Origin of the sequence: Burkholderia sp. AU31652 (genome assembly GCF_002223155.1) — a bacterium.
Lineage (GTDB): Bacteria > Pseudomonadota > Gammaproteobacteria > Burkholderiales > Burkholderiaceae > Burkholderia.
This window is the reverse complement of record NZ_NKFG01000005.1, coordinates 289013-314292: the sequence shown is the minus strand read 5'-3', so window position 1 is coordinate 314292 and position 25280 is coordinate 289013. Positions and strand designations below refer to the sequence as shown.

Sequence of the window (25280 nt, the reverse complement as noted above, 5' to 3'; positions counted from 1 at the left end):
CCCGTAACGATCGTTGACAGACGCCAACACCGCGAGAACAGCAGGACTGGCGCGGACTGATCCGATTTTTCCAGCATTCCGATCAGCCGCGTCCCACCGGCAGCGGTCCTACCCCCTCCTCCCCGCCTGCTCCCTCAACCACGCGGCAAACGCGACCACCGGCTCGACCGCCACACTCTCCGGCTCGACATCGAGCCAATACCCGAACGGCCCGATCGGCTGCACCGGTGACAGCCGCACGAGGCTGCCCTCGCCGATCTCCTCCTCGATCATGTTCAGGTCGACCACCGCGAGCCCCGCGCCCTTGCGCGCCGCGCGGATCGCCTGTTCGAGCGTCGAAAACTCGATGCCGTCGCCGATCCGCGCCGGCGGCACGCCCGCCTGCTCGCACCAGTCGGCCCACAGCGTCAGGCGCTTGCCTTCGTGCAGCACATGCAGCGACGGCAACCGGCCCAGCAGCACATCCAGCGCATCGCCGCGATAGCGCGGCGCGCCGACGAGCGCATGCCGCTCCATCATCAACAGCTCCGACTGCATCCCGGCGCGCGCCGCGCGCCCGAAGCGGATGTGGCAATGGCAATCGTCATCCGGCTCCGTGCGGATCGACAGCTCGACGTCGGGCAGCGCCTCCGCGAGCGTGCCGAGCCGCGGCGAAAACCACTGCGTCGCGAACGTCGGCGGCAGCGACACCGTCAGCCGCCGCTTCGCACCCGGCCGCGTGGCGACGATTTCGCCGACGCCCCGTTCGATCGTGTCGAACGCCTGCCCGATGAACGGCAGCAACCGCTCGCCGGCATCGGTCAGGCGCACGCCCTTGTGATCGCGCTCGAACAGCCGCGCGCCGAGCGCTTCCTCGAGCAACCGGATCTGCCGGCTCACCGCCCCCTGCGTCACGCACAGCGAAACCGCCGCGCGGTTGAAGCTCAGGTGACGCGCGGTCTCCTCGAAAAATCGCAGTGCGATCAACGATGGCAGGCGTCGCATGATGTGTGTCCCCTTCGTTCGTATCGTTCGTATCGTTCGTGTCGTTGCCGGCCGGCACCGCCGGCCCGCCTGCGGGCAGCCTTGTCACGACGAGGCACGCCAGCCGCCCTACCGTAAAACCCCCGCGCCCAACGTCGCCGCCATTCAGCGACCCCGCGCCCGCGCCACCCGCCTACAATAAGCATCCCGCACCAAACACGACACCGCCCCGTGAGACGCAAGATGCCGGCGCTGAATGCGCTGAAAGCCTTCGAGATGGCCGGCCGCACCGGCAGCTTCACGCGCGCGGCCGAGCTGCTCAACGTGACGCAGAGCGCGGTGAGCCGCCAGGTTCGCCAGCTCGAGGGCCAGCTCGGCGAAACCCTGCTCGAGCGCCGCCATCACCAGCTCGAACTGACCGCGGCCGGCCGCGTGCTGCTGCGCGCGCTGCAGCAGTCGTTCGACAAGATCGAGCTGACCGTGCGCAGCCTGCAGGAAAAAACCCACCTGAACCGCCTGCGCGCGAACGTGCCGCCCACCTTCGCCGCGCGCTGGCTGATGCCGCGCCTCGGCCGGCTGCGCGACGCGCATCCCGAATTCGAGCTGAGCCTTACGACCCGCATCCACGACAGCCTCGGCGAATCGCGCGTGCTCGACTGCGCGATCCGCTTCGGCGACGGCGAATGGGACGGCTTCGACAACGCGCTGCTGATGCAGGAGCAGCATATCGCCGTCTGCGCGCCCGCGCTGTATGCGCGGCTGCGACAGGACGGCGCGCCGATCGACCTGAACCGCTTCACGCTGCTGCACGTGCTCGCCACCGACGACCAGCGCTACCTGACCTGGCAGCACTGGCTGAAAGCAGCCGGCATCGCCGACGTCGACACGCGCGGCGGCTACGAATTCGACCTGCTCGACCATGCGATCCGCGCGGCGATCGACGGCCTCGGCATCACGATCGCCGACCGCCACATGGTCGCGCGCGAACTCGCGACCGGGCAACTGATGCAGGTGCTCAACGTGCACGTCGACGGCCACCAGTCGTACTGGTTCGTCACGCGGCCCGAGCAGACGAACCTGCCGCACATCGTCCAGTTCCGCGACTGGCTGCAGCAGGAAGTGTGGCTCGCGAAGCGCCATCTCGAACCGTCGTCGCCGCTGCCGCAGGTGCCGCTGGCCTAGCGCGCGACCCGCCCCGGCCACCCTCGACCTGCGGCCGCGGGCGACACCTTACCGGCTTCCGCGCCCGTCCGCACTCGGACCAGTCGGAAAATACGACAGCCCTCCGCCCGCTCCCCCACGGGCCCACGCCACGGCAGCCTTGCCGGACGGGCGACTCCAGCCGATTCGCCGAGTAACGTGCGTTTTTCTCATGCTCGACGCGAAAATAAGTCGTTTGTCGTGCGCTAAACGCATGAACAGAATGGCCGCTATCCCGTGCCACGCGTGTCGCCACTCGAAGCGATCCGCCTGCATTCATCGGAGGAGTCACTTCATGCGCACCGAACGCAACTACGTGAACGGCCGTTTCGTCGCCCCGGAAAGCGACACGTTCATCGTCGTCCACAATCCCGCCACCGAAGCGCCGTTCGCGCGCGTGCCGGCCGCGACACCGGCCGACGCGCTCGCCGCCGTCGACGCTGCGGCCGCCGCGCAGAAGGCGTGGCGCAAGCTGCCGAGCGCCGAACGCGCCACGTACCTGCACCGCTTCGCCGACGCGCTGACCGCACGCGCGCCCGACATCGGCGCGGCGCTCGCGCGGGAATCCGGCAAGAGCGTCGCGGACGCGTCGAACGAAGCGGTCTACGCGGGCCAGATCACGCGCTACCACGCCGAGTGGGCGCGCCGGATCGAGGGCGAGATCATCCCGAGCGACACGCCCGACGAGAACCTGTTCCTGCAGCGCGAGCCGATCGGCGTCGTCGCCTGCCTGATCCCGTTCAACTACCCGGTCTACACGCTGCTGCGCAAGGTCGCACCCGCGCTGATCGCCGGCAACACCGTGGTCGTGCGGCCGAGCAACCACACGCCGGTGTCCGCGTTCGAGATCGCGAAAGCCGCCGACGATGCCGGCTTCCCGCCGGGCGTCGTCAACATCCTGACGATGGACCACGCGACGGCCGAAGCGCTGTGCACGCATCCGGCCGTCGGCATGATCACGCTGACGGGCAGCGTGAACGCAGGCCGCAAGGTGCTCGACTACTGCAAGGCGAACATCGCGAAGCCGTCGCTCGAACTCGGCGGCAAGACGCCCGCGATCATCGAGCCCGACGCCGACCTCGAACGCGCGGCCGCCGCGCTCGTCGCGTCGAAGACGACCCATTGCGGCCAGCTCTGCACGGCCATCGAACGCGTGTACGTGCACGACAGCGTGCACGACCGCTTCGTCGCGCTGCTGAAGGAGAAGATGGCGGCCGTGCGCATCGGCGACCGCGCGGAAGACGCGTCACGGATGGGTCCGCTCGTCAGCGCATCGGCGCGCGCGCACATCCACGGGATGGTCGAACGCGCGATCGCAGCCGGCGCGACGCTCGAAACCGGCGGCGCGATTCCGGCCGGCCCCGGCTTCTTCTACCCGGCCACGCTGCTCACCGGCGTACGGCAGGACATGGAGATCGTGCAGGAGGAAACCTTCGGCCCTATCATGCCCGTGCTGCGCTACACGACGCTCGACGAAGCGATCGGGTTCGCGAACGACCACCAGTTCGGCCTGTCGTCGGTGCTCTACACCGAGCGCTACCGCACCGCGATGACCGTCGCGAACGCGATCGAAGCCGGCGAGCTGTACGTGAACCGCACGCCGGCCGATCCGTACCAGGGCTTCCACGCCGGCTGGAAGCGCTCGGGCCTCGGCGGCGACGACGGCAAGCACGGGATGCTCGAATTCACGCAGACGCGCCTCGTCGTCATGAAGTACTGACGCCGTCACGCCAAACGCACCGTTTCCGGCGCGCGCACTCAAACACCACGCCGCGCGCGCCGCCCCTGACCCAACCAGAACATAAAAAATCTGCAGGCGTCCGCGTTAAGGATGCCTGATGGAGGAAGACATCATGCCGACCCAACCGTCGACACCCGCCGCGTCGCTCGCATTGCAGGACAAAGCACTCGACGCACACGCGTCGCAGCATTCCCGCGCGCAACGCTACCTGCAACTGCTGCTGCTCGTGATCGCCGCGGGCGCGATCTACCCGATGCTGTATCTGCGGCAGGTGTACCAGCCGACGATGCTGCAGTTCTTCCATATCGACGACGTGCAGCTCGGCTACCTGTATTCGTCGCTCGGCACGATCTTCCTGATCAGCTATTTGCCGAGCGGCTGGCTGGCCGACCGCCTGTCGCCGCGCTGGCTGATCTGCTTCTCGCTGCTCGCCACCGGCGCGCTCGGGCTCGTCTACGCGACCGGGCCGTCGTTCGACCTGCTGGTGCTGATCTTCGGCGGCTGGGGGCTGACCACCGGCCTCACGTTCTGGGCCGCCGTGATCAAGCGCGTGAACATGATCGCGGGCCCCGACGAACAGGGCCGCTTCTTCGGCCTGCTCGACGGCGGCCGCGGCCTCGTCGAGGCACTGCTCGCGACGATCGCGATCACGCTGTTCGCGTACGTCACGCAGGCACGCGGCGGCACTGACGCAGCCGGCTTCAAGCTCGTCGTCCACCTGTACGCGTTCTTCTGCATCGCGCTCGGCGTGTTGCTCGCGCTGGTGAAGGATCCGTCGAACACGGGCGACCGTGCAGCGGCCACGAAGCGCACCAAGGGCAACGTGCTGACCGACCTGAAGACGCTCGCGGCGATCCCCGAGCTGTGGCTCGTCGCCGCGATCGTGTTCTGCGGCTACCAGGTGTTCTGGGCGACCTACAGCTTCTCCGCGTACCTGCACGAAGGCAACTTCGGGCTCAGCGCGACGGCGGCCGGCTTCATCACGACGCTCAAGCTGTGGATGCGCCCCGTCGGCGGCATCGGCGGCGGCTTCCTCGGCGACCGCGTATCGAAGGTGTCCGTGCTGTTCTGGGCGCTGGTGCTCGCCGCGCTGTCGCTGGTCGGGCTGATCGCCGCACCGGCACACAGCCCGCAGGCGATGCTCGTGGTGCTCGTGCTGTTCATCGGCATCCTCACCTATGCGATCCGCGGCCTGTACTGGTCGCTGCTCGACGACTGCAAGGTGCCGACGCATTGCGCGGGCCTCGCGATCGGCCTGATCTCGGTGCTCGGCTATTCGCCCGACGTGTTCGTGCCGCTGATCAACGGCTACGTGACGCAGACCTACCCGGGCGCGCACGGCTACCAGCTCTATTTCGGCTATATCGCGGCCATCGCGCTCTGCGGCGCGGGCGCCGCCGCATTCCTCAAGTACCGCCTCAATCGCATCCAGGAGTCCGCATGAAGATCGTTTCGCTCGAAACCCATATCGTTGCCGTGCCGCCGCCGCATGTCGGCGGGATGTACTGGATCTTCGTGAAGCTGAAGACGGACGACGGCATTGAAGGCGTTGGCGAGATCTACTCGGCGACGTTCGGCCCGAAGGCGATGGCGCCGATCATCGACGACGTGTTCGAACGCCATCTGCTCAACCGCGATCCGCACCACGTCGAGCGGCTGTTCCGCCAGGCTTACTCGAGCGGCTTCACGCAGCGGCCCGATCTCACGATGATGGGCGTCGTCAGCGGCCTCGAGATGGCGTGCTGGGACATCATCGGCAAGGCCGCCGGCAAGCCCGTGTACGAACTGCTCGGCGGCAAGATCCACGAGCGGCTGCGCTCGTACACGTACCTGTACCCGAAGAACGCGAAGGGCGAATACGACTACGACGATCCCGACCTCGCCGCCGAATGCGCAGCCGAGAACGTGAAGCTCGGCTTCACGGCCGTCAAGTTCGATCCGGCCGGCCCGTACACGGCTTACTCGGGCCACCAGCTGTCGCTCGAGGTGCTCGACCGCTGCGAACTGTTCTGCCGCCGCGTGCGCGAGGCCGTCGGCAGCAAGGCCGACCTGCTGTTCGGCACGCACGGGCAGATGGTGCCGTCGTCGGCGATCCGGCTCGCGAAGCGGCTCGAGAAATACGACCCGCTGTGGTTCGAGGAGCCGGTTCCCCCCGGCCAGGAAGAAGCGATCGCGCAAGTCGCGAAGCACACGTCGATTCCGATCGCGACCGGCGAGCGCCTGACGACCAAGTACGAGTTCCACAAGCTGCTGCAAGCCGGTGGCGCATCGATCCTGCAACTGAACGTCGCGCGCGTGGGCGGCCTGCTCGAAGCGAAGAAGATCGCGACGCTCGCCGAAGTGCACTACGCGCAGATCGCGCCTCACTTGTACAACGGCCCGGTAGGCGCGGCCGCGAGCATCCAGCTCGCGACCTGCACGCCGAACTTCCTGATCCAGGAAAGCATCATGACGTGGGGCGGTTTCCACGCGGAAGTCGTGAAGACGCCGATCCGCTGGGAAGACGGCTACATCATCCCGTCGAACGAACCGGGCCTCGGCATCGAGCTCGACATGGACGTCGTGAAGCGCCACACGCCGTATACCGGCGAACGGCTTCACCTGCAAATGGGCGAACACCCCGTCGACGTGAAGGATCTCGCCCCCGCGAAGGGTTGAGCGCAAAGGACAGACATGAGCTACGACTACATCATCGTCGGCGCGGGCTCGGCCGGCTGCATCCTCGCGAACCGCCTGAGCGAATCGGGCCGGCACTCGGTGCTGCTGCTCGAAGCGGGCGAACGCGACGCGTCGTTCTGGTTCAAGGTGCCGGTCGGCTTCACCAAGACCTACTACAACCGCCGCTACAACTGGATGTACTACAGCGAGCCCGAGGCGCAGCTCGCCGACCGCAAGCTGTACTGCCCGCGCGGCAAGGTGGTCGGCGGCTCGGGCTCGATCAACGCGATGGTCTACGTGCGCGGCCAGCGCAGCGACTACGACGACTGGGCAAACGCCGGCAATCCGGGCTGGGCATACGACGACGTGCTGCCGTACTTCCGCAAGCTCGAAACCCACGCGGCCGGCACGACCGATCCGCAGCATCATGGCTCGACCGGGCCGATCCACATCACGTCGATGAAGGCCGACGTGCATCCGATCGTCCACGAGTTCCTGAAGGGCTGCGGGCAACTGAACCTGCCACGCACCGATGATTTCAACGGCGCGCGGTTCGAAGGCGCGGGCATCTACGACCTGAACACGAAGCACGGCGAGCGCTGCTCCAGCAGCTTCGCGTACCTGCGCCCCGCGCTGGGCCGCGCGAACCTCACGCTGCGCTCGGGCGTGCTCGTGCGGCGCGTGACGTTCGACGGCACGCGTGCGACCGGCGTGGTCGTCGCGGGCGAGCACGGCGACGAAACGCTCGTCGCCGCGCGCGAGGTGATCCTCGCGGCCGGCGCGGTCGATACGCCGAAGCTGCTGCAACTGTCGGGCGTCGGCGATCCGTCGCTGCTCGCGCGCCGGCGCGTGCCGCTCGTGCATGCGCTGCCGGCGGTCGGCCGCAACCTGCAGGACCACCTGTGCGTGAGCTTCTACTTCAAGGCGAACCGGCCGACGCTGAACGACGAGATGGGCACGCTCATCGGCAAGATGAAGATCGGCTTGCGCTACCTGCTGACGAAGCGCGGCCCGCTCGCGATGAGCGTGAACCAGGCGGGCGGCTTCTTCCGCGGCACGGACGACGCGCAAGAGCCGAACCTCCAGCTCTACTTCAACCCGCTGTCGTACCGGATCCCGAAGAGCGATCGTGCGAGCATCAAGCCCGAGCCTTATTCGGGCTTCCTGATCGCGTTCAACCCGTGCCGGCCGACGAGCCGCGGCACGATCGAGATCGCGTCGAACCGCGCGGAAGATGCCGCGAAGATCCACATCAATGCGCTCACCACGCAGAAGGATCTCGACGAAGCCGTGCAGGGCAGCAAGGTGATCCGGGCGCTGATGCGTGCGCCGGCGCTGAAGTCGATGACCGTCGAGGAGATCTCGCCGGGGCCGCAGGTGGATTCCGACGAAGCGATGCTGCAATATTTCCGCGAGCAGTCGGGTTCGATCTATCACCTGTGCGGCTCGTGCGCGATGGGGCCGGACGCGGCGACGTCGGTGGTCGATGCGTCGCTGCGCGTGCACGGGCTGCAGGCGCTGCGGATTGTCGATGCGTCGGTGTTTCCGAACATCACGTCGGGCAACATCAACGCGCCGACGATGATGGTCGCGGAGAAAGGCGCGGACCTGATCCTGGCGGATGCGCTGCACGGCGACAGGACGGGCACGCAGGCCGGCGAACGGGAAACCGTCGCACACTGAAACGGTGGCCGCCGTGTTTTCCCGGGTGCCGCGCCTGCGGCACGCCGTTTGCTCGCGGGCAAACCGGAAGGAGAACGCCATGACCACTCATCTCGGGCAACCCGGCCGGCCGCGCGGCCTCGTCGGATGGATCGTGGGCCGCATCATGCGCCGGGTCAACCGGGCGGACAACGTGTGGACGCTGTCGCTGCTCGCGATCGGCGACGGCGAGCGGGCACTCGAAGTCGGGTTCGGCCCCGGCGAGGCGATCAGGCTCGCCGCTGAAGCCGCCCGATCCTGCCGCATCGCCGGGGTCGATCATTCCGCGACCATGCTGGCCGCCGCCAGGCAGCTGAATCGCGCGTTCATCGAGCAAGGCCGCGTACGGCTCTCGCTCGGCTCCGTCGACGCGCTTCCGTTCTCGGACGACGCGTTCGACAAGGTCTTCTCGATCAACTGCATCTACTTCTGGCGCAACCCGGCGCTCGGCCTGGGTGAATTGCGCCGCGTCGTCAGAAGCGGTGGCATCGCCGCGATCACCGTACGCGACATCGAGCGTGCGCCGTACGACGCGTACCGACCCGACACGCTGGCTCGCCTCATGACCGAAGCCGGCTTCGCGTCGGTGGTCATCCATCGCAACGGGGTACCGTCGCATCCGCTCGCTTGCGTGCTCGGCACGAAGTAGCGGCCGCACGTCGAAACCGGCGACGCTCGCCGCACGCCGACAAACATGGGGCGTCGGCGTTTCGCCGGGAGAATCCCGCTCGCAGGCGGACGGGCAAGCGCATGCGCGTCCGGCCCGATCACCACCGGCGCAGCGTACAGCCGCCATGCAACCGTCTGCGGATAGGAAGCGTCGCGGTCGGTGAACGGCGCGTCGATCCATCCGCCCGTCGCCTTGCCCGTCGCTTCCCGCCCGTCGTCGATTGTTGCCGGTCGAACAACATGATGTGTGCGCTCCCGGTGCTTCCGCCTTTCATCCCCCTGACTACAATCCTTCTCACGCCCGGTTGAAAGGCGAGCGAAGCGAAACGCGCGAAATTCGTGGTCGTGCTCGTGACCCGCACCCTGCAGTGCGACTTACCCCACTCGATGAATAGGACTATTGATGATGAGCGAAACCACCCGCAATGTTCAGCCGGTTATCTCTGACCTCGGCAAGCCAGGTTCGGGCGAACTCGTGCCGTCCCGCTACGCCGTCCGCGTGGGTGACGTCGACGTCGTGCTGATCAGCGACGGCATTCTGCCGCTGCCGACCTCCACCATGTCCACCAACGTGAGCGAAGCGGACCGCAATGCCTGGTTCGACGGCCGTTTCCTGCAACGCGACATGTTCGACTGGGCGCTGAACATCGCGCTCGTGCGCAGCGGCGAACGCCTGATCCTGATCGACTCCGGCGTGGGCGACGGCTTCGAATACTTCACGCGCGCCGGGAAGTCGGTGATGCGTCTGGAATCGGCCGGCATCGACTTGTCCGCGCTCACCGATATCGTGATTACCCATATGCACATGGATCACGTCGGCGGGCTGAACGTCGACGGCGTCAAGGCCAAGCTGCGCCCGGACGTGCGCATTCACGTGTCGGCCGCGGAAGTGGCGTTCTGGAAAAATCCGGACTTCAGCAAGACGGTGATGCCGGAAACGGTGCCGCCGGCCCTGCGCAAGGCGGCCGAGAAGTTCGTGGCGCTCTACGGTGAAAACATCGTCCAGTTCGACCAGACCGTGGAAGTCGCCGCAGGCGTGTCGGCGCGCGTGACGGGCGGGCACACGCCCGGGCACTGCGTCGTGGACATCGCATCGAACGGCGAGAAGCTGACGTTCGCGGGCGATGCGATCTTCGAAGTCAACTTCGATCATCCCGAGTGGCAAAACGGCTTCGAGCACGATCCTGAAACGGCTGCCGCCGTGCGTATCGCACTGTTCAATGAAGCCGCCGAGACCGGCGCGCTGCTGGCCGCCGCGCACGTCGCGTTTCCGTCCATCGGTCATATCGCCAGGAACGGCGACGGATTCCGGTTCGTGCCGGTTCTGTGGGATTACTGATTACTGGTCACGGATCGGTGTTCGACGATCACGACGAGACCGCCGCACGTCCACGAGACTTGCGGCGGTTTTTCGTGGGCGATCGCGTGTCGTCGCCATGGCGCCGGAAAAAAGCACGCCGCCCGTCGCGGCGCGCCGTTCTTCATGCTCCCGTCAGTTCACACTCGTGCGCTTCTCCACGAACCGCCGGACATAGTCATCCGCCGGCCGCGACAGGATATCGTCCGGCGTCCCGACCTGTACGAGCGTGCCGTCGCGCAAAATCGCGATCCGGTCGCCGATCCGCAGCGCTTCGTCGAGATCGTGCGTGATGAACACGATCGTCTTCGCGAGCGTCGCCTGCAGTTCGAGCAGCTGATCCTGCATCTCGGTACGAATCAGCGGATCGAGCGCGGAGAAAGCCTCGTCCATCAGCAGCACGTCGGTATCGGCCGCCAGCGCGCGCGCGAGCCCGACGCGCTGCCGCATCCCGCCCGACAGCTCGTCCGGATAGTGATCGCCATAGCCGTCGAGCCCGACCTTCGTCAGCCAGTTGCGCGCGGCCTCGGCCGCATCGTGCCGCTTCTCGCCGCGCGTGCGCAGCGCGTACGCGGCGTTGTCGAGCACGGTCTGGTGCGGCAGCAGCCCGAAGTTCTGGAACACCATGCTGACCTTGAAGCGGCGCAGCTCGCGCAGCCCGTGCGCGTCGAGCTTGATCACGTCGTTGCCGTCGATCACGATCTCGCCGGCCGTCGGCTCGATCAGCCGGTTGAAGTGCCGCACGAGCGTCGATTTCCCGGAACCCGACAGCCCCATGATCACGAAGATCTCACCCGACTCGATGCCGAGGCTCACGTCGTTGAGCCCGACGTTGCAGCCCGTTTCGGCCAGCACCTCGGCCTTGCGCTTGCCCGAGCGCAGCAGGTCGAGCACGCGCGCATGCGCGGCCTGCGGCCCGAACAGCTTGTACACGTGTTTGACGTCGATGGTCGCCATGTCTGCCTCCGTTCCTATGCCCGCGACGACTGCGTCGCCTGATTCGAATCGACGCCCGTCGACTGCGTCTTGCGCGGCAGCCGGTACGGCACGCGCGACGCGCCCTTCTGCCGGCGCTGCTGCGCGAGCCGCCGCCGGGCGCGGCGCTCCTGGCCGAAGCCCTGGCTGATCCGGTCGATCACGATCGCGAGAATCACGATCGCGAGGCCCGCCTGCGTGCCCTTGCCGACGTCGAGCGTCTGGATGCCCGCGAGCACGTCCTCGCCGAGCCCGCGCGAGCCGATCATCGACGCGATCACGACCATCGACAGCGCCATCATCGTCGTCTGGTTGATGCCGGCCATGATGCTCGGCCGTGCGAGCGGCAACTGCACGTTGACGAGCAATTGCCAGCGCGTCGTGCCGAATGCGCGCGCGGCTTCCGTCACGTCCGGATCGACCTGGCGGATGCCGAGATCGGTCAGGCGGATCAGCGGCGGCAGCGCGTAGATGATCGTCGCGAGGATCGCGGGCACCTTGCCGAGGCCGAACAGCATCAGCACCGGGATCAGGTACACGAAGCTCGGCAGCGTCTGCATCACGTCGAGCACCGGCAGCAGCATCCGGCGCAGCCACGCGCTGCGCGACGCGAGGATGCCGACCGGCACACCGATCGCGACCGACAGCACCGTCGCGACGAGCATCAGCGCGAGCGTCTGCATCAGCTTGTCCCACAGGCCGAAGCAGCCGATCGCGTAAAGCAGCAGCATGAAGAGCGCGCCGAGGCCGATGCGGCGCGTCGCGTTCCACGCGATCGCGCCGACCACCAGCAGCACGAGCCACGGCGGCGCCACGCGCAGCGCGCCTTCGAGCGGCACGAGCAGGTAGCGCAGCACCAGCACGCTGAAGTGATGGAAGCCGTCGCCGTATTGCGCGACGAACGTCTCGAGCGCGCCGTTCACCCAGTCGGCGATCGACAGGTGCAGAAAGAAGCCGTTCATTTGATTCTCCGTCGCGCCGCGAAGGCGCGTGACGGCGGCGGCGGGCGCGGGCCCGCCGCCGCGCGCAGGTTACGCGCCCTTCAGGCTGCCGGCGATCTTCTGCGCGACGTCGGCCGGCACCCACTGCTTCCACATGTCCTGGCGGGTCTTCAGGAACTGCGTGGCCATCGCCGCGCCGTCGATCTTCTTCGTGGTCATCTCGAGGATCGTCTGGTTCAGGAAGTCCATCGGGAAGCGCACCTTGCCGAACACGCCGACGAGATCGGGGTTCGCATCGGCGAACGGCTTCGACACGCCCACCGTCAGCCGCGACACCATGTACGACGACGCGCACTGGTGCGTGCTGCTCTCGTCGCGCAACGTCTTCCAGCAGGCTTCGTTATAGGCCGGCATCTTCAGCGCGGTGAACTTGTATTTCGCCATCAGCGCGGCCGGGCCCCAGTAATAGAACACGATCGGCGCGCCGCGCTGGTACGCCGACGCGATCGCCGCGTCGAGCGCCGCGCCGGTGCCCGGGTGGAAGTTCGTGTACGACTGGTCGAGCTTCAGCACGCGCAAGAGGCGCGTGTTCACGCGCTCGCAGTCCCAGCCCGTCGGGCAGTTCAGGAAGCGGCCCTTGTCCGGCTCCTCCTCGTCGGCGAACACCTGCTTGTACTTCGGCAGATCGTCGACCGACACGAGCCCCGGCGCGACCGGCTTGATGTTGCGCGCCGGATCGCCCTTCACCACGTAGTCGGGCACGAACCAGCCTTCCGTCGTGCCGCCCGGCAGCGTGTCGCCGATCAGCTTCACGGCGCCCGACGAGACGGCCTTCGCGGTGATCTCGCTGCGGCCCGTCCACTGCTCGGCCCAGATCTGCAGGTCATTGCGCGCGAGCGCCGTTTCGGTGGCGGCCGTGCTGCCCGGCACGACGTCCGTCTTGCAGCCGTAGCCCTTCTCCATGATCTGCCGCAGCACTTCGGTCGCGAACGACCCGCTTTCCCACGTGATGCCCGCGAAATGGACCGTCTTGCCGTCGGTACACGCGCCGCCGGCCGCGTGGGCGGCAGGCGCGGACAGGATCGCCGCGGCGGCGAGAAGGACCGTTTTCAGTCGTCGAATCTGCATGGTGGGTCGTCTCCAAATCGAATCTGTTGTTTGTGCGTCGCGGCATGCGCGGCGACCGGCGAAGCGTGGACGTATCCATGTCCGGTCAGCCTGCATGTTTCCGCCGCCAATTTGTTTAGGGAAACGAGTAATTCCGATCATTGCAATCGGCGGCGTCGATCGATCCCTGGGCGCCCTGTCAGGCCCGCCGGACGGGCCTCGCGGCCGATTTTCCGAGCCCGTGCAAGACCCGGCGCGGGCCGCGCCGCCCCCGCGTTCGGCCGTTGCGCGGCCGGCGTTGCAGCGCGGCACGCCACGCCCCGTTTCGACTGTCGAAACGGCCTGTCGCGACCCCATTGGCGAACCCGATCCCATCCATCGAAATTACTCGCTTTCGGTTCCTTGCCGGCTTGGGAAGAATGCGCGGTGTCATCGGAGGAGACACGACCCGACGCTGCCGGTTGCCGCGCCGCCGCGCGTTGCGCGACCCGGCGCCGCGCGCGCTGCATCGGGTCGCCCCGGATGACGGGGCGCGCCACGCCGGGCGCGCTCACGACAACCGATACCAGCTGGATATCACGGAGATCTCTCAATGAAAAAGACCCTGACGGCGCTCGCCGTAACGGCAACCTTCGCGGCCCCCGTGTTCGCGCAAAGCAGCGTCACGCTGTACGGCGTGATCGACGAAGGCCTGAACTATACGAACAACGTCGGCACCGGCCACGTCTACGAGATGGCGAGCGGCTACGCGCAGGGCAGCCGCTGGGGCCTGAAGGGCAGCGAGGATCTCGGCGGCGGCATGAAGGCGATCTTCCAGCTCGAGAACGGCTTCGACGTGAACAGCGGCCGGCTCAACCAGGGCGGCCGCATGTTCGGCCGCCAGGCGTACGTCGGCCTGAGCCAGGCGCAGTACGGCACGCTGACGTTCGGCCGCCAGTACGACTCCGTCGTCGACTATCTCGCGCCGACCACGGCCAACGGCAACTGGGGCGGCTACCTGCTCGCGCACCCGTTCGACAACGACAACACCGACAACTCGTTCCGCCTCGACAACACGGTGAAGTACGCGAGCCCGAACTTCGGCGGCTTCCAGTTCGGCGGCGCATACAGCTTCAGCAACAGCACGAGCTTCTCGGACAACCGCGCGTACAGCTTCGGCGCGCAGTACCAGAACAACGGATTGCTGATCGGCGCCGCGTACCTGCAGGCGAACCATCCGGGCAACGGCTCGGCCGGCGCGATCACCGCGAACGACGCGAGCTACATCGCCGAGCGCATGCGCGTGTTCGGCGCGGGCATCAACTACACGTTCGGCCAGGCGACGGTCGGCGTCGCGTACACGAACTCGAACTACAAGAACCCGACCGGCAACGGCTACCTCGGCACGCCGGGCGCGATCATCGCCCCGGGCGCGACGGTCAGCGCGATCAAGTACCAGAACTTCGAGGTGAACGGCTCGTACCAGGTCACGCCGGCGTTCATGGTCGGCGCGCAGTACGTGCTGTCGCTCGAGAAGTACGACGCATCGACCGGCAACGCGAAGCCGAAGATCCACTCGGCCGGGCTGATGGCCGACTACAACCTGTCGAAGCGCACCGACGTGTACGTGCAGGCCGCGTACCAGCACATCGCCGGCGACAAGACGAACTCGATCCTCGACAACGCGTTCATCCCCGGTACCGACGCGCCGTCGTCGACGTCGAACCAGGTGGCCGTGCGCGTCGCGCTGCGCCACAAGTTCTGATGTAACCCGGTTCTCCGTTCTTCACGCGACACCCGTGCGGGTCTGCCCGAGGTGTCTTTGCCCGCCCGCAAGCGCAAGCCTGCCGGCGGGTTTTTTCATTGGCGCCGTCACGCGCGACCCGCCGATGTTGCCGGAATCGGCAAAAAGCGCCCGCTCGTCCCGTCAGCCGTGACAGGTCAACGGACGACCATCCGCCGATACACTGTGGATCTCCGCGACGGCCGCCATCCCCACGATCCCCGATGCCGGCCGTCGCCTTCATTGCGCCCGGCCTGCCGCCTTTCGCGCACCCACAGCCCATCCCCGAGGAGTGTCACTTGAAGCACTGGCGCCGCGCGCTGTTCACCTTCGCCGCCGGCCTCCTGGCCGCCGCGACTTCCGATGCCCGCCCGATCTGCACCGTCGTCGCCGACGCCGCCACCGGCCAGCTGCTCGTGCAGCAAGGCGACTGCGCGACCCGCGTGACGCCGGCGTCGACGTTCAAGGTCGCCATCAGCCTGATGGGCTTCGATGCGGGCGTCCTGAAAGACATGCACACGCCGACGCTCGACTTCCACGCCGGCTACCCCGACTGGGGCGGCGCACCGTGGCGCGAGCCGACCGACCCGGCGCGCTGGATGAAGCTGTCGATCTTCTGGTACTCGCAGCAGGTCACGCAGGCGCTCGGGCAGGCGCGCTTCCAGCAGTACACGACCGCATTCGGCTACGGCAACGAAGATGCGACCAGCCCGACGGGCGAACTGAACGGTGTGATGGGCGCGTGGGTCAACGCGTCGCTGCGCATCTCGCCGCTCGAGCAGGTCGCCTTCATTCGCAAGATCGCGAACCGGACGCTGCCCGTCAGCGCACACGCGTTCGACATGACCGAGCGCATCACGCTGATCGACACGCAGCCCGACGGCTGGATCGTGCATGGCAAGACGGGCACCGGGTCGCCGGGGCGCAAGTACGATGCGTCGCACGCGTACGGCTGGTTCGTCGGCTGGGCGGCCAAGGGGCCGCGCAAGGTCGCGTTCGCGTACCTGATCCAGGACGACGAGCGGCAGACGCCGAACGCCGGCCTGCGCGCACGCGATACGTTCCTGGCGACGCTGCCGGCCCTCGCCGAACCGGGCAGGCCGCAATGAGCACCGGCCCGCGCAACGCGCGGATCGACCTGCTGCGCGGCGTGTCGATCGTGCTCGTCCTGCTGCATCACTTCAACATCCCCTACTCGCTGCGCGACACGTCGCTCGCCCGCGTATTCGGCTGGGATGCCGTGCATGCGATCGCGCGCAACGGCAACTACGGCGTGACGATGTTCTTCGTGATCTCCGGCTACCTGATCACGTCGAATGCGCGCCGCCGCTGGGGCAGCCTCGGCGCGGTCGACGTGCGTGCGTTCTACGTGTCGCGACTCGCGCGCATCGTCCCGTGCCTGCTCCTGCTGCTCGCGCTGGTCAACGGCCTCGCGGCGGCCGGCGTTCCGATCTTCCAGAACCATGCGCCGGCGGGCATCGCCGTGTCGTTCTGGCTCGTGAACCTCGCGTCGCTGACATTCTGGATGAACGTGCTGATCGGCGCGTACGGGTGGGTCAACTACGCGCTCGGCGTGCTGTGGTCGCTGTCGGTCGAAGAGGTGTTCTACCTGTCGTTTCCGCTGCTGTGCATCGCGTTGCGCCGCGATGCGCGGCTCGTCGCGTTCTGGGTGGCCATCGCCGCGATCGGGCCCGTGTACCGCTTCACGCATGCCGGTGATGAAGGCGGGTTCCTCTACGCGTACTTCGCGTCGTTCGACGGCATCGCGATCGGCTGCTGCACCGCGCTGCTGGCCGAGCGCGTGAACGGGCGGCGGCTGGCCGCGCCGCTCGTGCAGTGGCTCGTCGCAGCGGCGATGGCCACGCTTTATCTGGCGTGGCCGATCGCGGAAAGTCATGTCGTCGGCGTCACCGCGATGGCGCTCGGCACGGCCGTGCTGCTGATCGGCGCGCACGTCAACGGCGAGCGCGTGCACGGCCGCCTGCTCGCGCCGCTGGGCCGTGCCGGCAAGCTGAGCTACGAGCTGTACCTGTTCCACCTGATCGTGCTCGGCGGGCTGCGCACGTTCTGGCCGCCGTCGGCCACGCACGGCGATGCGAAGCTGGTGCTGCTGATTGCGTATCTGGTGTTGTCGGCGGCGCTGAGCGCGGCGATCGCGCGCGGCTATGCGACGCCGCTCGACCGCCTCATCAAGCGAGTCGCGTCGCGGCCTTCAACGCGCGTGCCGGATGGCGCGCGCTTCTAGCGTGTCATCGGCCATCGCTGCCGGGTCGCCGGGAGAAAAAAATCGGCCAGGGCCCGGCCGTATCGCTTGACGATACCGGCCGGCCTGACCGCAAGCCCCGCGTACAGACGGTCGACCTCGTCGATCAGTCGAGATAATCCGCGTATTCCTTGCGCGTATAGCTGGCGAGCGCCTGCCACGGCAACGTCTCCCGCCGCGCGGCCGCCGCCGGTGTCAGGGTCAGCTTGCGCACGACGCGGCCGTCGGCGCTCCGGTACTCGACCGACAGCGGCGCCTGCAGCGTCTCGCTCCACAGGATCCGGTTCACGCCGCGCGCGCCGGGCGTGTCGACCGCCTGCTCGTACCAGCGGGTGCCGGGCACGTCGCCGCGCTTCGCCACCGCGAGCCGCTTCAACTGCGACGGCGGCGTGACGTAGTACGCGTTGTCCCACGAGCCGTCGAAGCCCGTGGTTTCGTACTCGGCCGGCGGCACGCTGACGACCGTCCGGTTCGCCGCGTCCACGTACTCGATGCGCGCCGTCTTGCCGTCGTACGTCACGTGCCGCGCGGCCGCCTGGAAGTTGAAGTGCTTGTGGCCCGCGTGGGCAGCGGCCGGCTGCACGCCGGTGCGAACGCCCGCGTCGTGGTCGTGGTCGTGATCATTACCGTGACCACCCGCCGCCGCGACGGGCAGCACGCGTTCGACCCACACGTGCCCGTCACGGCGCACCATCCGTTCGCGATACATCGTCGTGCGCGTCACGCCGTCGGCCGACACCGTGCGGCTCTCGTGCAGCAGCACGGCGTCGAGATCGGCCGCTGCAAGAGCCGGCAGCGCAACCCACCCGCAGGCGAGCACGCAGAGAAGCTGACGTTTCATCGGGCGTTCCCGTTCCTCATGCAGTCAACGGATTCAGAAACCGAACGCCGAGCGCACGAGACCGAACACCTTCGTGTTGTCGATCGTGCCCTTGAACGCCTTCGCGTCCGCGCCGTCGGCGAACAGCATCACGTCGCCGCCGCCGTGCGTCTCCGAGCCCGCGCTGCCCATCCGCACCCCGACTTCCTGCAGATACGCCTCATTCGTCGCGGTGGCCGAATCGACCGACGCACGCACGTTCGGCCGGTTCGCGCCGTTGCCGAACACCAGCGTCGTGTAGGTGTTGCCGTCGGCGTCCTTGCTCGGCTGGCCGTCGCGATAGTTGCGGCTGATGTCGAGAATCGGGTTGCCGCGCTTCGAATAGCCGTTGATCGTCATCGTGTGGTCGTGGTCGGCCGTCACGACGATCAGCGTGTTCGACAGGTCGACCTTCGACAACGCGACGCGGATCGCCTCGTCGAACGCCGCCGTGTCCTCCAGCGCACGCTTCGCGTTGGTGCCGTGCAGCGCGTGATCGATCCGGCCGCCTTCGACCATCAGGAAATAGCCGTTCGAATTCTTCGACAGCACGTCGATCGCCTTCGACGTCATCTCGGCGAGGCTCGGCTGCGTCGGCCCTTCGCCCTTGCCCGCGACACGGTCGAGTTCGTACTCGAGGTGGCTCGTCGAACTGAAGAGACCGACCAGCTTGCCGTTGCCGGCCTGCGCGAGCTGATCGCGGGTCGCGACGACCGTGTAGCCCTTCGCCTTCATCTCGTTGAGCAGGTTGCGCCCGTCCGCGCGGCCGCGCTTGTTCGCCACCGGATCGAACGGCGTCCAGTGGTTGCGGCCGCCGCCCATCAGCACGTCGACGCCGTCGCCGAGCGCCGCGTTGTAGCCCGCGCCGCCCGGCGCCGCCTGCGCGGCGATGTCGTACTGCGCGTCGCGATGGCAGATGTGCGAATAGGTCGCGGCGGGCGTCGCGTGCGTGAGTTCCGTCGTCGTGATCGCACCCACCGCCTTGCCGCGCGCCTTCGCGAGTTCCAGCAGCGTCGCGACCGGCTGGCCGTTGCCCGGCGCGCAGTTGTTGACGGTCTTGTTGCCGTTGACGTCGTTGCCCGGCGCGACCGCGCGCGTGTCCGACGACATCGACAGCACTTCGTTGTTCATCTTCACGCCGGTCATGTACGCGGCCATCGACGGTGCGCTGTCGGTCGTCTGCGCGTCGTTCGAGAAGGTCTTGACGCGCGCGGTGCGGGCCAGCTTCTCCATCGTCAGTTGTCCCGACTCACCGACCTTGTAGATCCGGCTCGCCGTCACCGTCGTCGGCCCCATGCCGTCGCCGAGAAAGAAAATCACGTTCTTCGCCTGGCCGGCGGCCTGCACCGCGCCGCACGCGAAACCCGCGACGGCCAGCGCCGCCGCGATGCACTTGATGGTCGACATCCTGTATTCCCCTGTACCCGTTTGGTCGGCGCTCACAGCTGCACCGCGTTGCGCACCAGCTCGAACACCTTGTTGTTCTCGATCACGCCGTGGAACGCATCCGCTCCGCGGCCGATCGCACCGAGGAACACATCGGTGCCGCCGTGCGTCTCGCTGCCCTTGTCCATGCGCACGACCGCCTCCTGGCGATAGTCGTCGGCGCCCGTCACCGCGTCGGTGAGCGTGGTGCCCGCGCGGCTGCCCTGCACGCGGTTCTCGCCGTTGCCGAAGCCGATGATCGTGTACGGCGCGCCGTCCGCATCCTTCGCGACCGCGCCGGTCTGGTAGCTGCGCAGCACGCCCAGCACGCCGGGCTTGCCCGCCTCGGTCTTGCCCGTGCGCGCCGCATAGCCGTTCAGCACCAGCGTGTGGTCGTGATCGGCCGTGACGACGATCAGCGTGTTCTTCAGGTCGGGATCGGTCTTGCGCACCTTGTCGATCGTGGCCTTGATCGCGTTGTCGAACGCGACCGTGTCCTGCAGCGCGCGCTTCGCGTTGGTGTCGTGCAGCGCGTGGTCGATCCGGCCGCCTTCGACCATCAGGAAATAGCCGTTCGGGTTCTTCTGCAGCACGTCGAGCGCGCGCGTCGCCATGTCGGTGAGGCTCGGCTCCTTGGTCGCGCCGCGATCGAGGTCGTAGCTCATGTGGCTCGACGCGAATAGGCCGACCAGCTTGCCGCCCTTCGTCGCGTCGGCGGCCAGCAGGTCGTCGCGGTTCTGCGCGACCGCATAGCCCTTCGCCTTCAGCTCGTTGACCAGGTTGCGGCCGTCGGTGCGCTTGCCGCCGCCGTCTTTCGGCACGAAGAATTGCGTGCCGCCGCCGAGCACGACGTCGACGCCGTCGCCCAGCGCGCCGTTGTAGCCCGCGCCGCCCGGCACGAGCTGCGCGGCGATATCGTTCTCGGCGTCGCGATGGCACACGTGCGCATACGTCGCCGCCGGCGTGGCGTGCGTGACGCGCGTGGTCGTCACGACACCGGTGGCCAGCCCCTGCGCCTTCGCGATCTCGAGCAGCGTCGCAGCCGATTTGCCGTTGTTCGCGCCGCAGTTGCCGGTGAGGCTCGCGGTCGGCTCGATCGCCTTCGTGTCGGGCGACATCGAGATCACTTCGTTGTTGGTCTTGACGCCGGTCATGTACGCCGACATCGACGGTGCGCTGTCCGTCACCTGCGCATCGTTGGAATAGGTCTTCACGAACGCGGTTTCGGGCAGCGTGTCGATCGTGAGCGCGCCGTCTTCACCGACCGCGTAGATGCGCGCGGCCGTCAGCGTCGTGATCCCCATGCCGTCGCCGAGGAAAAAGATCACGTTGCGCGCCGCCGCCTGCACGGGCGCGGGCGCCGTGCTGGTCGGGCCGTCGTCGCTGCCGCATCCGGCCAGTGCAAAGGCGCCCGCGCACAGCAGCGCCGCCAGTTTGATTCGATTCATGTTGCCCGCTCCCCCCGCCATTGATGCTTTCGAAATGAAAGGCGATGGTAGGAACCGGATGTGACGGCAATATGAATGGCAATTGGAAGGATTAGAAGGATTTATGAAAGGCGAGAGCGAGGCGCCACGATCGGGCGCCCCACGCGCGACGACGTCATTCCGCGTGTTCGGCGGCGACGCTGCGCACGGTCACGATGCGCGCGGGCGGTATGTTTGCCCACACGATCCGGCTGCCGCAGGCAACAAATGCCGAATCGCCGAGCGGATGACGGCCGGGCGGCCGCAGGTCGTACGTGAACTGAATCATCACGCCGTCGGCCGACAGCACGCGATGGCACTGGTCGATGATGGCCGTCACGTCCTGACGCGGCAGCGTGCGCAGCGGCAGGCACGACACGATCGCGTCGACGCGCGCCTCGGGCGGCAGCAGCCGTTCGAGCTGCCGCGCGTCGCCCGACACGATCGTGATGCCCGGAAAGCGTCGCCGCAGATGCTGGACGAACGCCGGCGAACGTTCGACCACCACGAGCCGCCGCGGCGCGACACCGCGTTCGAGCAACGCCGCGGTGATCGCGCCGGTACCGCCGCCGAGCTCGACGACCAGCCCGGCGCCGTCCGGCACCGCGTCGGCCATTTCGCGCGCCAGCTGCCGCGAACTCGGGCACAACGCGCCCACCGCGGCCGGACGGCCGACCCACTCGCGCACGAACAGTGCCGAGACACGCCACGCGTTCGGCCACATCATCGGCGGGCCTCCGGCGCTTGCGCGGTCAGCGGCGGCGTGCCGATGACCGCGCGGAACTGGGCTACGGCGAAACGGGTAGGGTTCATGCGCATCCTCCTGGGCGAATCGGTCCGTCGCTGTACACGCGACGGTCAATCGATTCTAGGAAACGCAAACTTAAGCTGACGTGAAGATTGACCCTGATTTGCCTGACCAATTCGTGCCGGATCAGCTGGCGCACGCCCGGTCAGCGGTCGATGTGCTGCTAGAAATGCGCGGGATAGCGCTCGCCGACGATCCGGATCTGCTGCAGTGCGGTCTCGATCGCGGCAAGATCGTCGGCCGTCAGCATGACCGGTCGTTCAGCGCGTGGCGCGCATCAGGATGTTCGCGAACGGCAAGCCTTCGTCGTCCTCGTCGCGCCGCGAAATTTCGTCGAAGCCGAGCCGCGTGTAAAACGCATGGGCATCGCGATTGTCGGCATACACCTCCAGATCGAGCGAGCCCTTGAGCGCGAGCGCATGCTCGACCAGCGCGCGGCCGATCCCGTGGCCGTGCAACGCCGGCGCGACGAACAATCCGCCGATTGAACCATCGAGCAGACCGATGAAGCCGACCGGTTCGCCGCCACGCCACGCGACCCAGGTTTCCGCGTTGGGTAGATAAACCTGTTCGATCAGCGTGCGCTGCTCGCGCAGCCGCGCCTCGCCGAGAAACGGATGCGCAAGCAGCGACGCGTCGAACCAGATGGCCGACAGCGTGTGCAGGTCGGATGCCTCGTAGGCGCGAATCTCGATTGCCATGTTGCTTGTGTTGTTCAATGCGTGCTGCGAAGACGAACGCACCCCGGCACGTTCGTCGATGGGTTACGCCGCGCGCGCTGCCCGCAGCATCGCGCGCGGCACCGCATTACCGCAGGTTGGTTCTCGCCAGCTCGACGATCTCGTCGCCGCGCCCGCTCAAGATCGCGCGCAGCATGAACAGGCTGAAGCCCTTCGCATGCGCGAGTTCGATCTTCGGCGGCATCGCGAGCTCGTACTTCGACGTGACGACGTCGACGACCGCCGGCCCGTCATGCGCGAACGCCATGCGCAGCGCTTCCTCGACGTTCTCCGAATGTTCGACGCGCACGCTGAAGACGCCCGCGCCCTTCGCGATCGCCGCGAAGTCGGTCGGGCTCAGGTCGACGTTCGTGTCGAGATAGCCGGCCGCCTTCAGCTCCATCGACACGAAGCCGAGCAGGCTGTTGTTGTACACGACGATCTTGATCGGCAGCTTGAGCTGGCGTGCGGTCAGCAGATCGCCGAGCAGCATCGACAGCCCGCCGTCGCCGGACAGCGACACCACTTGCCGCCCCGGATGCGCACCCTGCGCGCCCAGCGCCTGCGGCATCGCGTTCGCCATCGAGCCGTGATTGAACGAGCCGTGCAACTGCCGCTTGCCGTTCATCGTCAGGTAGCGCGCGGCCCACAGCGTCGGCGTGCCGACGTCGGCCGTGAAGATCGCGTCTTCCGCCGCGACTTCGTCGACGATCTTCGTCAGGTACTGCGGATGGATCGCGCGGCCCGGCGGCTCGGCCACCGCGAGATCGTCGAGCCCCTTGCGCGCCGCCGCGTAGTGCTTCAACGCATTCTCGAGGAAACGCCGCTGCGTCTTGCGCGTCAAGCGCGGCAGCAGCGCCGCGATCGTTTCCTTCACGGTGCCGACGAGGCCGAGCGCGAGCGGCGCGCGATGGCCGAGCTGCGAGCCTTTCCAGTCGATCTGCGCGACCTTCGCGTTCGACGGATAGAACGGCCGGTACGGGAAATCCGTGCCGAGCATCAGCAGCGTGTCGCATGATTCCATCGCGTGATAGCCCGAGCTGAAGCCGATCAGCCCCGTCATCCCCACATCGAACGGGTTATCCCATTCGACGAACTGCTTGCCGCGCAGCGCATGCACGACCGGCGCGCCGAGCGTATCGGCCAGCGCGACCACCTCGTCGTGCGCGCCCTGCGTGCCGCTGCCGCACAGCAGCGTGACCGCGTCGGACGCGTTGAGCAGCGCCGCGAGCCGGTCGAGATCGGCATCGGCCGGCAGGATCGACGGCGGCGCCGCTTCGCTCCACGCCGCCGGCTCTTCCGGGCCGTCGCCGAGCGCGATGTCGCCCGGCAGCACGATCACCGCGACGCCGCGCTCGTCGATCGCGGTGCGCATCGCGCGCGCGAGCACGCGCGGGAACTGCGACGCGTTCGTCACCAGCTCCGCGAAATGGCTGCATTCGCGGAACAGTTCCTGCGGATGGGTTTCCTGGAAGTAGCCGAGGCCGATCTCGGTCGACGGAATGTGCGCGGCGATCGCGAGCACCGGCTGGTGATTGCGGTGGCAGTCGTAGAGGCCGTTGATCAGGTGCAGGTTGCCGGGGCCGCAGCTGCCCGCGCACACCGCGAGCCGCCCGGTCGACGCGGCATCCGCGCCGGCCGCGAACGCGGCGCTTTCCTCGTGCCGCGTATGCATCCAGCGGATCGAGCCGATCTGGCTCAGGCTGAACGACAGGCCGTTCAGGCTGTCGCCCGTCACGCCCCAGATGCGCTCGACGCCGGCTGCCGCCAGCGTCTTCGCCAGATACTCCGCCATCGTCTGTTTGGCCATGCTGTCCTCGCTCGTTGATGGGTCGTCACACGAATGAATCGGCTGCGGTGGCCGCCTGCGCCACCGAACGGACGAGCATACGCGATCGTTTCGCGCCGCGTCGTGAAGATGCGACGCGCTTGGGTGCGTCTCGTTCGGTCCCTTTCGGCGGTGTCGGGCGACTGTCGCCGTTTCGTCGGCAAATGGACGGGTTGACGGGGATGGCAAGCGCCAGTCCGGCGCGCATTCGTCGAACACGCCTGTTTACAACGGCAGCGCATGCGTCGACAGAATCTCCTTGAGCACCATGAACGAGCGCACCTGCCGCACCCCCGGCAGGTACAGCAGCTGTTCGGCGTGCAACCGGTTGAAGCTGTCGTTGTCGCGCGTGCGCACCAGCATGAAGTAGTCGAATTCGCCGGTCACGACGTGACACTCGACGCACCCCGACACTTTCTGCGCGGCCTTCTCGAACGCGGCGAACGCTTCGGGCGTCGAGCGATCCAGCACGAAGCCGATCACGACCAGCATCCCCGCACCGAGCAGCTTCGGGTCGAGCAGCGCAACGATGCCGCGGATCAGCCCCATTTCCTTCAACCGCTCGACGCGCCGCAGGCACGCCGGCGCACTCAGCTTCACCTTCGCCGCGAGGCTCACGTTGGAGATCGACGCGTCCTGCTGCAACTGCCGCAGGATCGCGCGGTCGATGCGATCGAGCGCCGGTGCGGCGTCGGCCGGCGATGCGCTGTCTCGATCTAATTTCATTGCGTCGCCCTCCTGTTCTGCGAATCAAAATTGCTTGTCATGTTCTCGTATCGTCCATAACGTAGGCCAGCGCAATTTATTTCGCAAGCTCATTTCTCGCGCTTCTGCCTAT

General features: G+C 67.4%; 21 protein-coding genes. 10 read left to right on the top strand and 11 right to left on the bottom strand.

Annotation, left to right across the window (positions count from 1 at the left end; translation table 11 throughout):
• Positions 1-108: 108 nt before the first annotated feature.
• On the bottom strand, positions 109-984 hold the full coding sequence (locus tag CFB40_RS18910; protein ID WP_089428480.1) for a LysR substrate-binding domain-containing protein: 876 nt from the start codon (positions 982-984) through the stop codon (positions 109-111).
• 222 nt (positions 985-1206) lie between these two features.
• Between CFB40_RS18910 and CFB40_RS18905 the strand changes: the two genes are divergently transcribed.
• The 7 genes from CFB40_RS18905 to CFB40_RS18875 all read left to right on the top strand — a co-directional run bounded on the left by CFB40_RS18905 (position 1207) and on the right by CFB40_RS18875 (position 10271).
• Positions 1207-2145, top strand: a complete 939-nt coding sequence (locus CFB40_RS18905) for a LysR substrate-binding domain-containing protein (RefSeq protein ID WP_011356424.1) — start codon at positions 1207-1209, stop codon at positions 2143-2145.
• Between the two features lie 313 nt (positions 2146-2458).
• A complete protein-coding gene (gene aldA, locus CFB40_RS18900) occupies positions 2459-3883 on the top strand; it encodes an aldehyde dehydrogenase (RefSeq protein ID WP_089432041.1) in 1425 nt (474 codons plus the stop codon).
• 133 nt (positions 3884-4016) lie between these two features.
• Positions 4017-5348 carry an MFS transporter gene (locus tag CFB40_RS18895; protein WP_256976843.1) on the top strand — a complete coding sequence of 444 codons (1332 nt, stop codon included), beginning with the start codon at positions 4017-4019 and terminating at the stop codon, positions 5346-5348.
• Positions 5345-6562, top strand: coding sequence for a mandelate racemase/muconate lactonizing enzyme family protein (locus CFB40_RS18890; protein WP_089432039.1), 1218 nt, complete (start codon positions 5345-5347; stop codon positions 6560-6562). The genes CFB40_RS18895 and CFB40_RS18890 overlap by 4 nt, the downstream gene beginning before the upstream one ends.
• Positions 6563-6577: 15 nt before the next feature.
• Positions 6578-8245 carry a GMC family oxidoreductase gene (locus tag CFB40_RS18885; RefSeq protein ID WP_089432038.1) on the top strand — a complete coding sequence of 556 codons (1668 nt, stop codon included), beginning with the start codon at positions 6578-6580 and terminating at the stop codon, positions 8243-8245.
• Positions 8246-8324: 79 nt separating this feature from the next.
• The gene (locus tag CFB40_RS18880) at positions 8325-8912 is read left to right on the top strand and encodes a class I SAM-dependent methyltransferase (protein ID WP_179255291.1); all 588 of its coding nucleotides are present in this window, start codon (positions 8325-8327) and stop codon (positions 8910-8912) included.
• A gap of 426 nt (positions 8913-9338) precedes the next feature.
• Entirely contained in the window at positions 9339-10271 is a 933-nt protein-coding gene (locus tag CFB40_RS18875) for an MBL fold metallo-hydrolase (protein WP_089432036.1), read from the top strand.
• A 153-nt stretch (positions 10272-10424) separates the two neighbouring features.
• Here the strand turns inward: CFB40_RS18875 and CFB40_RS18870 are convergent, their stop codons facing one another.
• The 3 genes from CFB40_RS18870 to CFB40_RS18860 all read right to left on the bottom strand — a co-directional run bounded on the left by CFB40_RS18870 (position 10425) and on the right by CFB40_RS18860 (position 13333).
• The gene (locus CFB40_RS18870; protein ID WP_089432035.1) at positions 10425-11246 is read right to left on the bottom strand and encodes a quaternary amine ABC transporter ATP-binding protein; all 822 of its coding nucleotides are present in this window, start codon (positions 11244-11246) and stop codon (positions 10425-10427) included.
• 14 nt (positions 11247-11260) lie between these two features.
• Positions 11261-12226 carry an ABC transporter permease gene (locus CFB40_RS18865; protein ID WP_089432034.1) on the bottom strand — a complete coding sequence of 322 codons (966 nt, stop codon included), beginning with the start codon at positions 12224-12226 and terminating at the stop codon, positions 11261-11263.
• A 69-nt stretch (positions 12227-12295) separates the two neighbouring features.
• On the bottom strand, positions 12296-13333 hold the full coding sequence (locus tag CFB40_RS18860) for an ABC transporter substrate-binding protein (RefSeq protein ID WP_069250603.1): 1038 nt from the start codon (positions 13331-13333) through the stop codon (positions 12296-12298).
• 571 nt (positions 13334-13904) lie between these two features.
• On the opposite strand from CFB40_RS18860, the gene CFB40_RS18855 reads away from it, so the two are divergent.
• The 3 genes from CFB40_RS18855 (at position 13905) to CFB40_RS18845 (ending at position 17319) form a co-directional block, all read left to right on the top strand.
• Positions 13905-15056 carry a porin gene (locus CFB40_RS18855; protein WP_089432033.1) on the top strand — a complete coding sequence of 384 codons (1152 nt, stop codon included), beginning with the start codon at positions 13905-13907 and terminating at the stop codon, positions 15054-15056.
• Between the two features lie 317 nt (positions 15057-15373).
• Positions 15374-16183 (top strand): OXA-1043 family class D beta-lactamase, encoded by an 810-nt coding sequence (gene blaOXA / locus CFB40_RS18850; RefSeq protein ID WP_089432032.1) that lies wholly within the window; start codon positions 15374-15376, stop codon positions 16181-16183.
• Positions 16180-17319 carry an acyltransferase family protein gene (locus tag CFB40_RS18845; protein ID WP_089432031.1) on the top strand — a complete coding sequence of 380 codons (1140 nt, stop codon included), beginning with the start codon at positions 16180-16182 and terminating at the stop codon, positions 17317-17319. The genes blaOXA and CFB40_RS18845 overlap by 4 nt, the downstream gene beginning before the upstream one ends.
• 124 nt (positions 17320-17443) lie before the next feature.
• Here the strand turns inward: CFB40_RS18845 and CFB40_RS18840 are convergent, their stop codons facing one another.
• The 7 genes from CFB40_RS18840 to CFB40_RS18810 form a co-directional block, all read right to left on the bottom strand.
• Positions 17444-18178, bottom strand: a complete 735-nt coding sequence (locus CFB40_RS18840) for a hypothetical protein (RefSeq protein WP_089432030.1) — start codon at positions 18176-18178, stop codon at positions 17444-17446.
• A 33-nt stretch (positions 18179-18211) separates the two neighbouring features.
• Complete coding sequence (locus CFB40_RS18835) at positions 18212-19603, bottom strand: alkaline phosphatase (RefSeq protein WP_089432029.1); 1392 nt, start codon at positions 19601-19603, stop codon at positions 18212-18214.
• A 32-nt stretch (positions 19604-19635) separates the two neighbouring features.
• On the bottom strand, positions 19636-21069 hold the full coding sequence (locus CFB40_RS18830; protein ID WP_089432028.1) for an alkaline phosphatase: 1434 nt from the start codon (positions 21067-21069) through the stop codon (positions 19636-19638).
• 154 nt (positions 21070-21223) lie between these two features.
• On the bottom strand, positions 21224-21814 hold the full coding sequence (locus CFB40_RS18825) for a class I SAM-dependent methyltransferase (RefSeq protein WP_089432027.1): 591 nt from the start codon (positions 21812-21814) through the stop codon (positions 21224-21226).
• A 341-nt stretch (positions 21815-22155) separates the two neighbouring features.
• Positions 22156-22596, bottom strand: coding sequence for a GNAT family N-acetyltransferase (locus CFB40_RS18820; RefSeq protein WP_089432026.1), 441 nt, complete (start codon positions 22594-22596; stop codon positions 22156-22158).
• 106 nt (positions 22597-22702) lie between these two features.
• Entirely contained in the window at positions 22703-24424 is a 1722-nt protein-coding gene (gene poxB / locus CFB40_RS18815; protein ID WP_089432025.1) for a ubiquinone-dependent pyruvate dehydrogenase, read from the bottom strand.
• Between the two features lie 243 nt (positions 24425-24667).
• A complete protein-coding gene (locus tag CFB40_RS18810) occupies positions 24668-25168 on the bottom strand; it encodes an Lrp/AsnC family transcriptional regulator (protein ID WP_089428501.1) in 501 nt (166 codons plus the stop codon).
• Between the last annotated feature and the right edge of the window lie 112 nt (positions 25169-25280).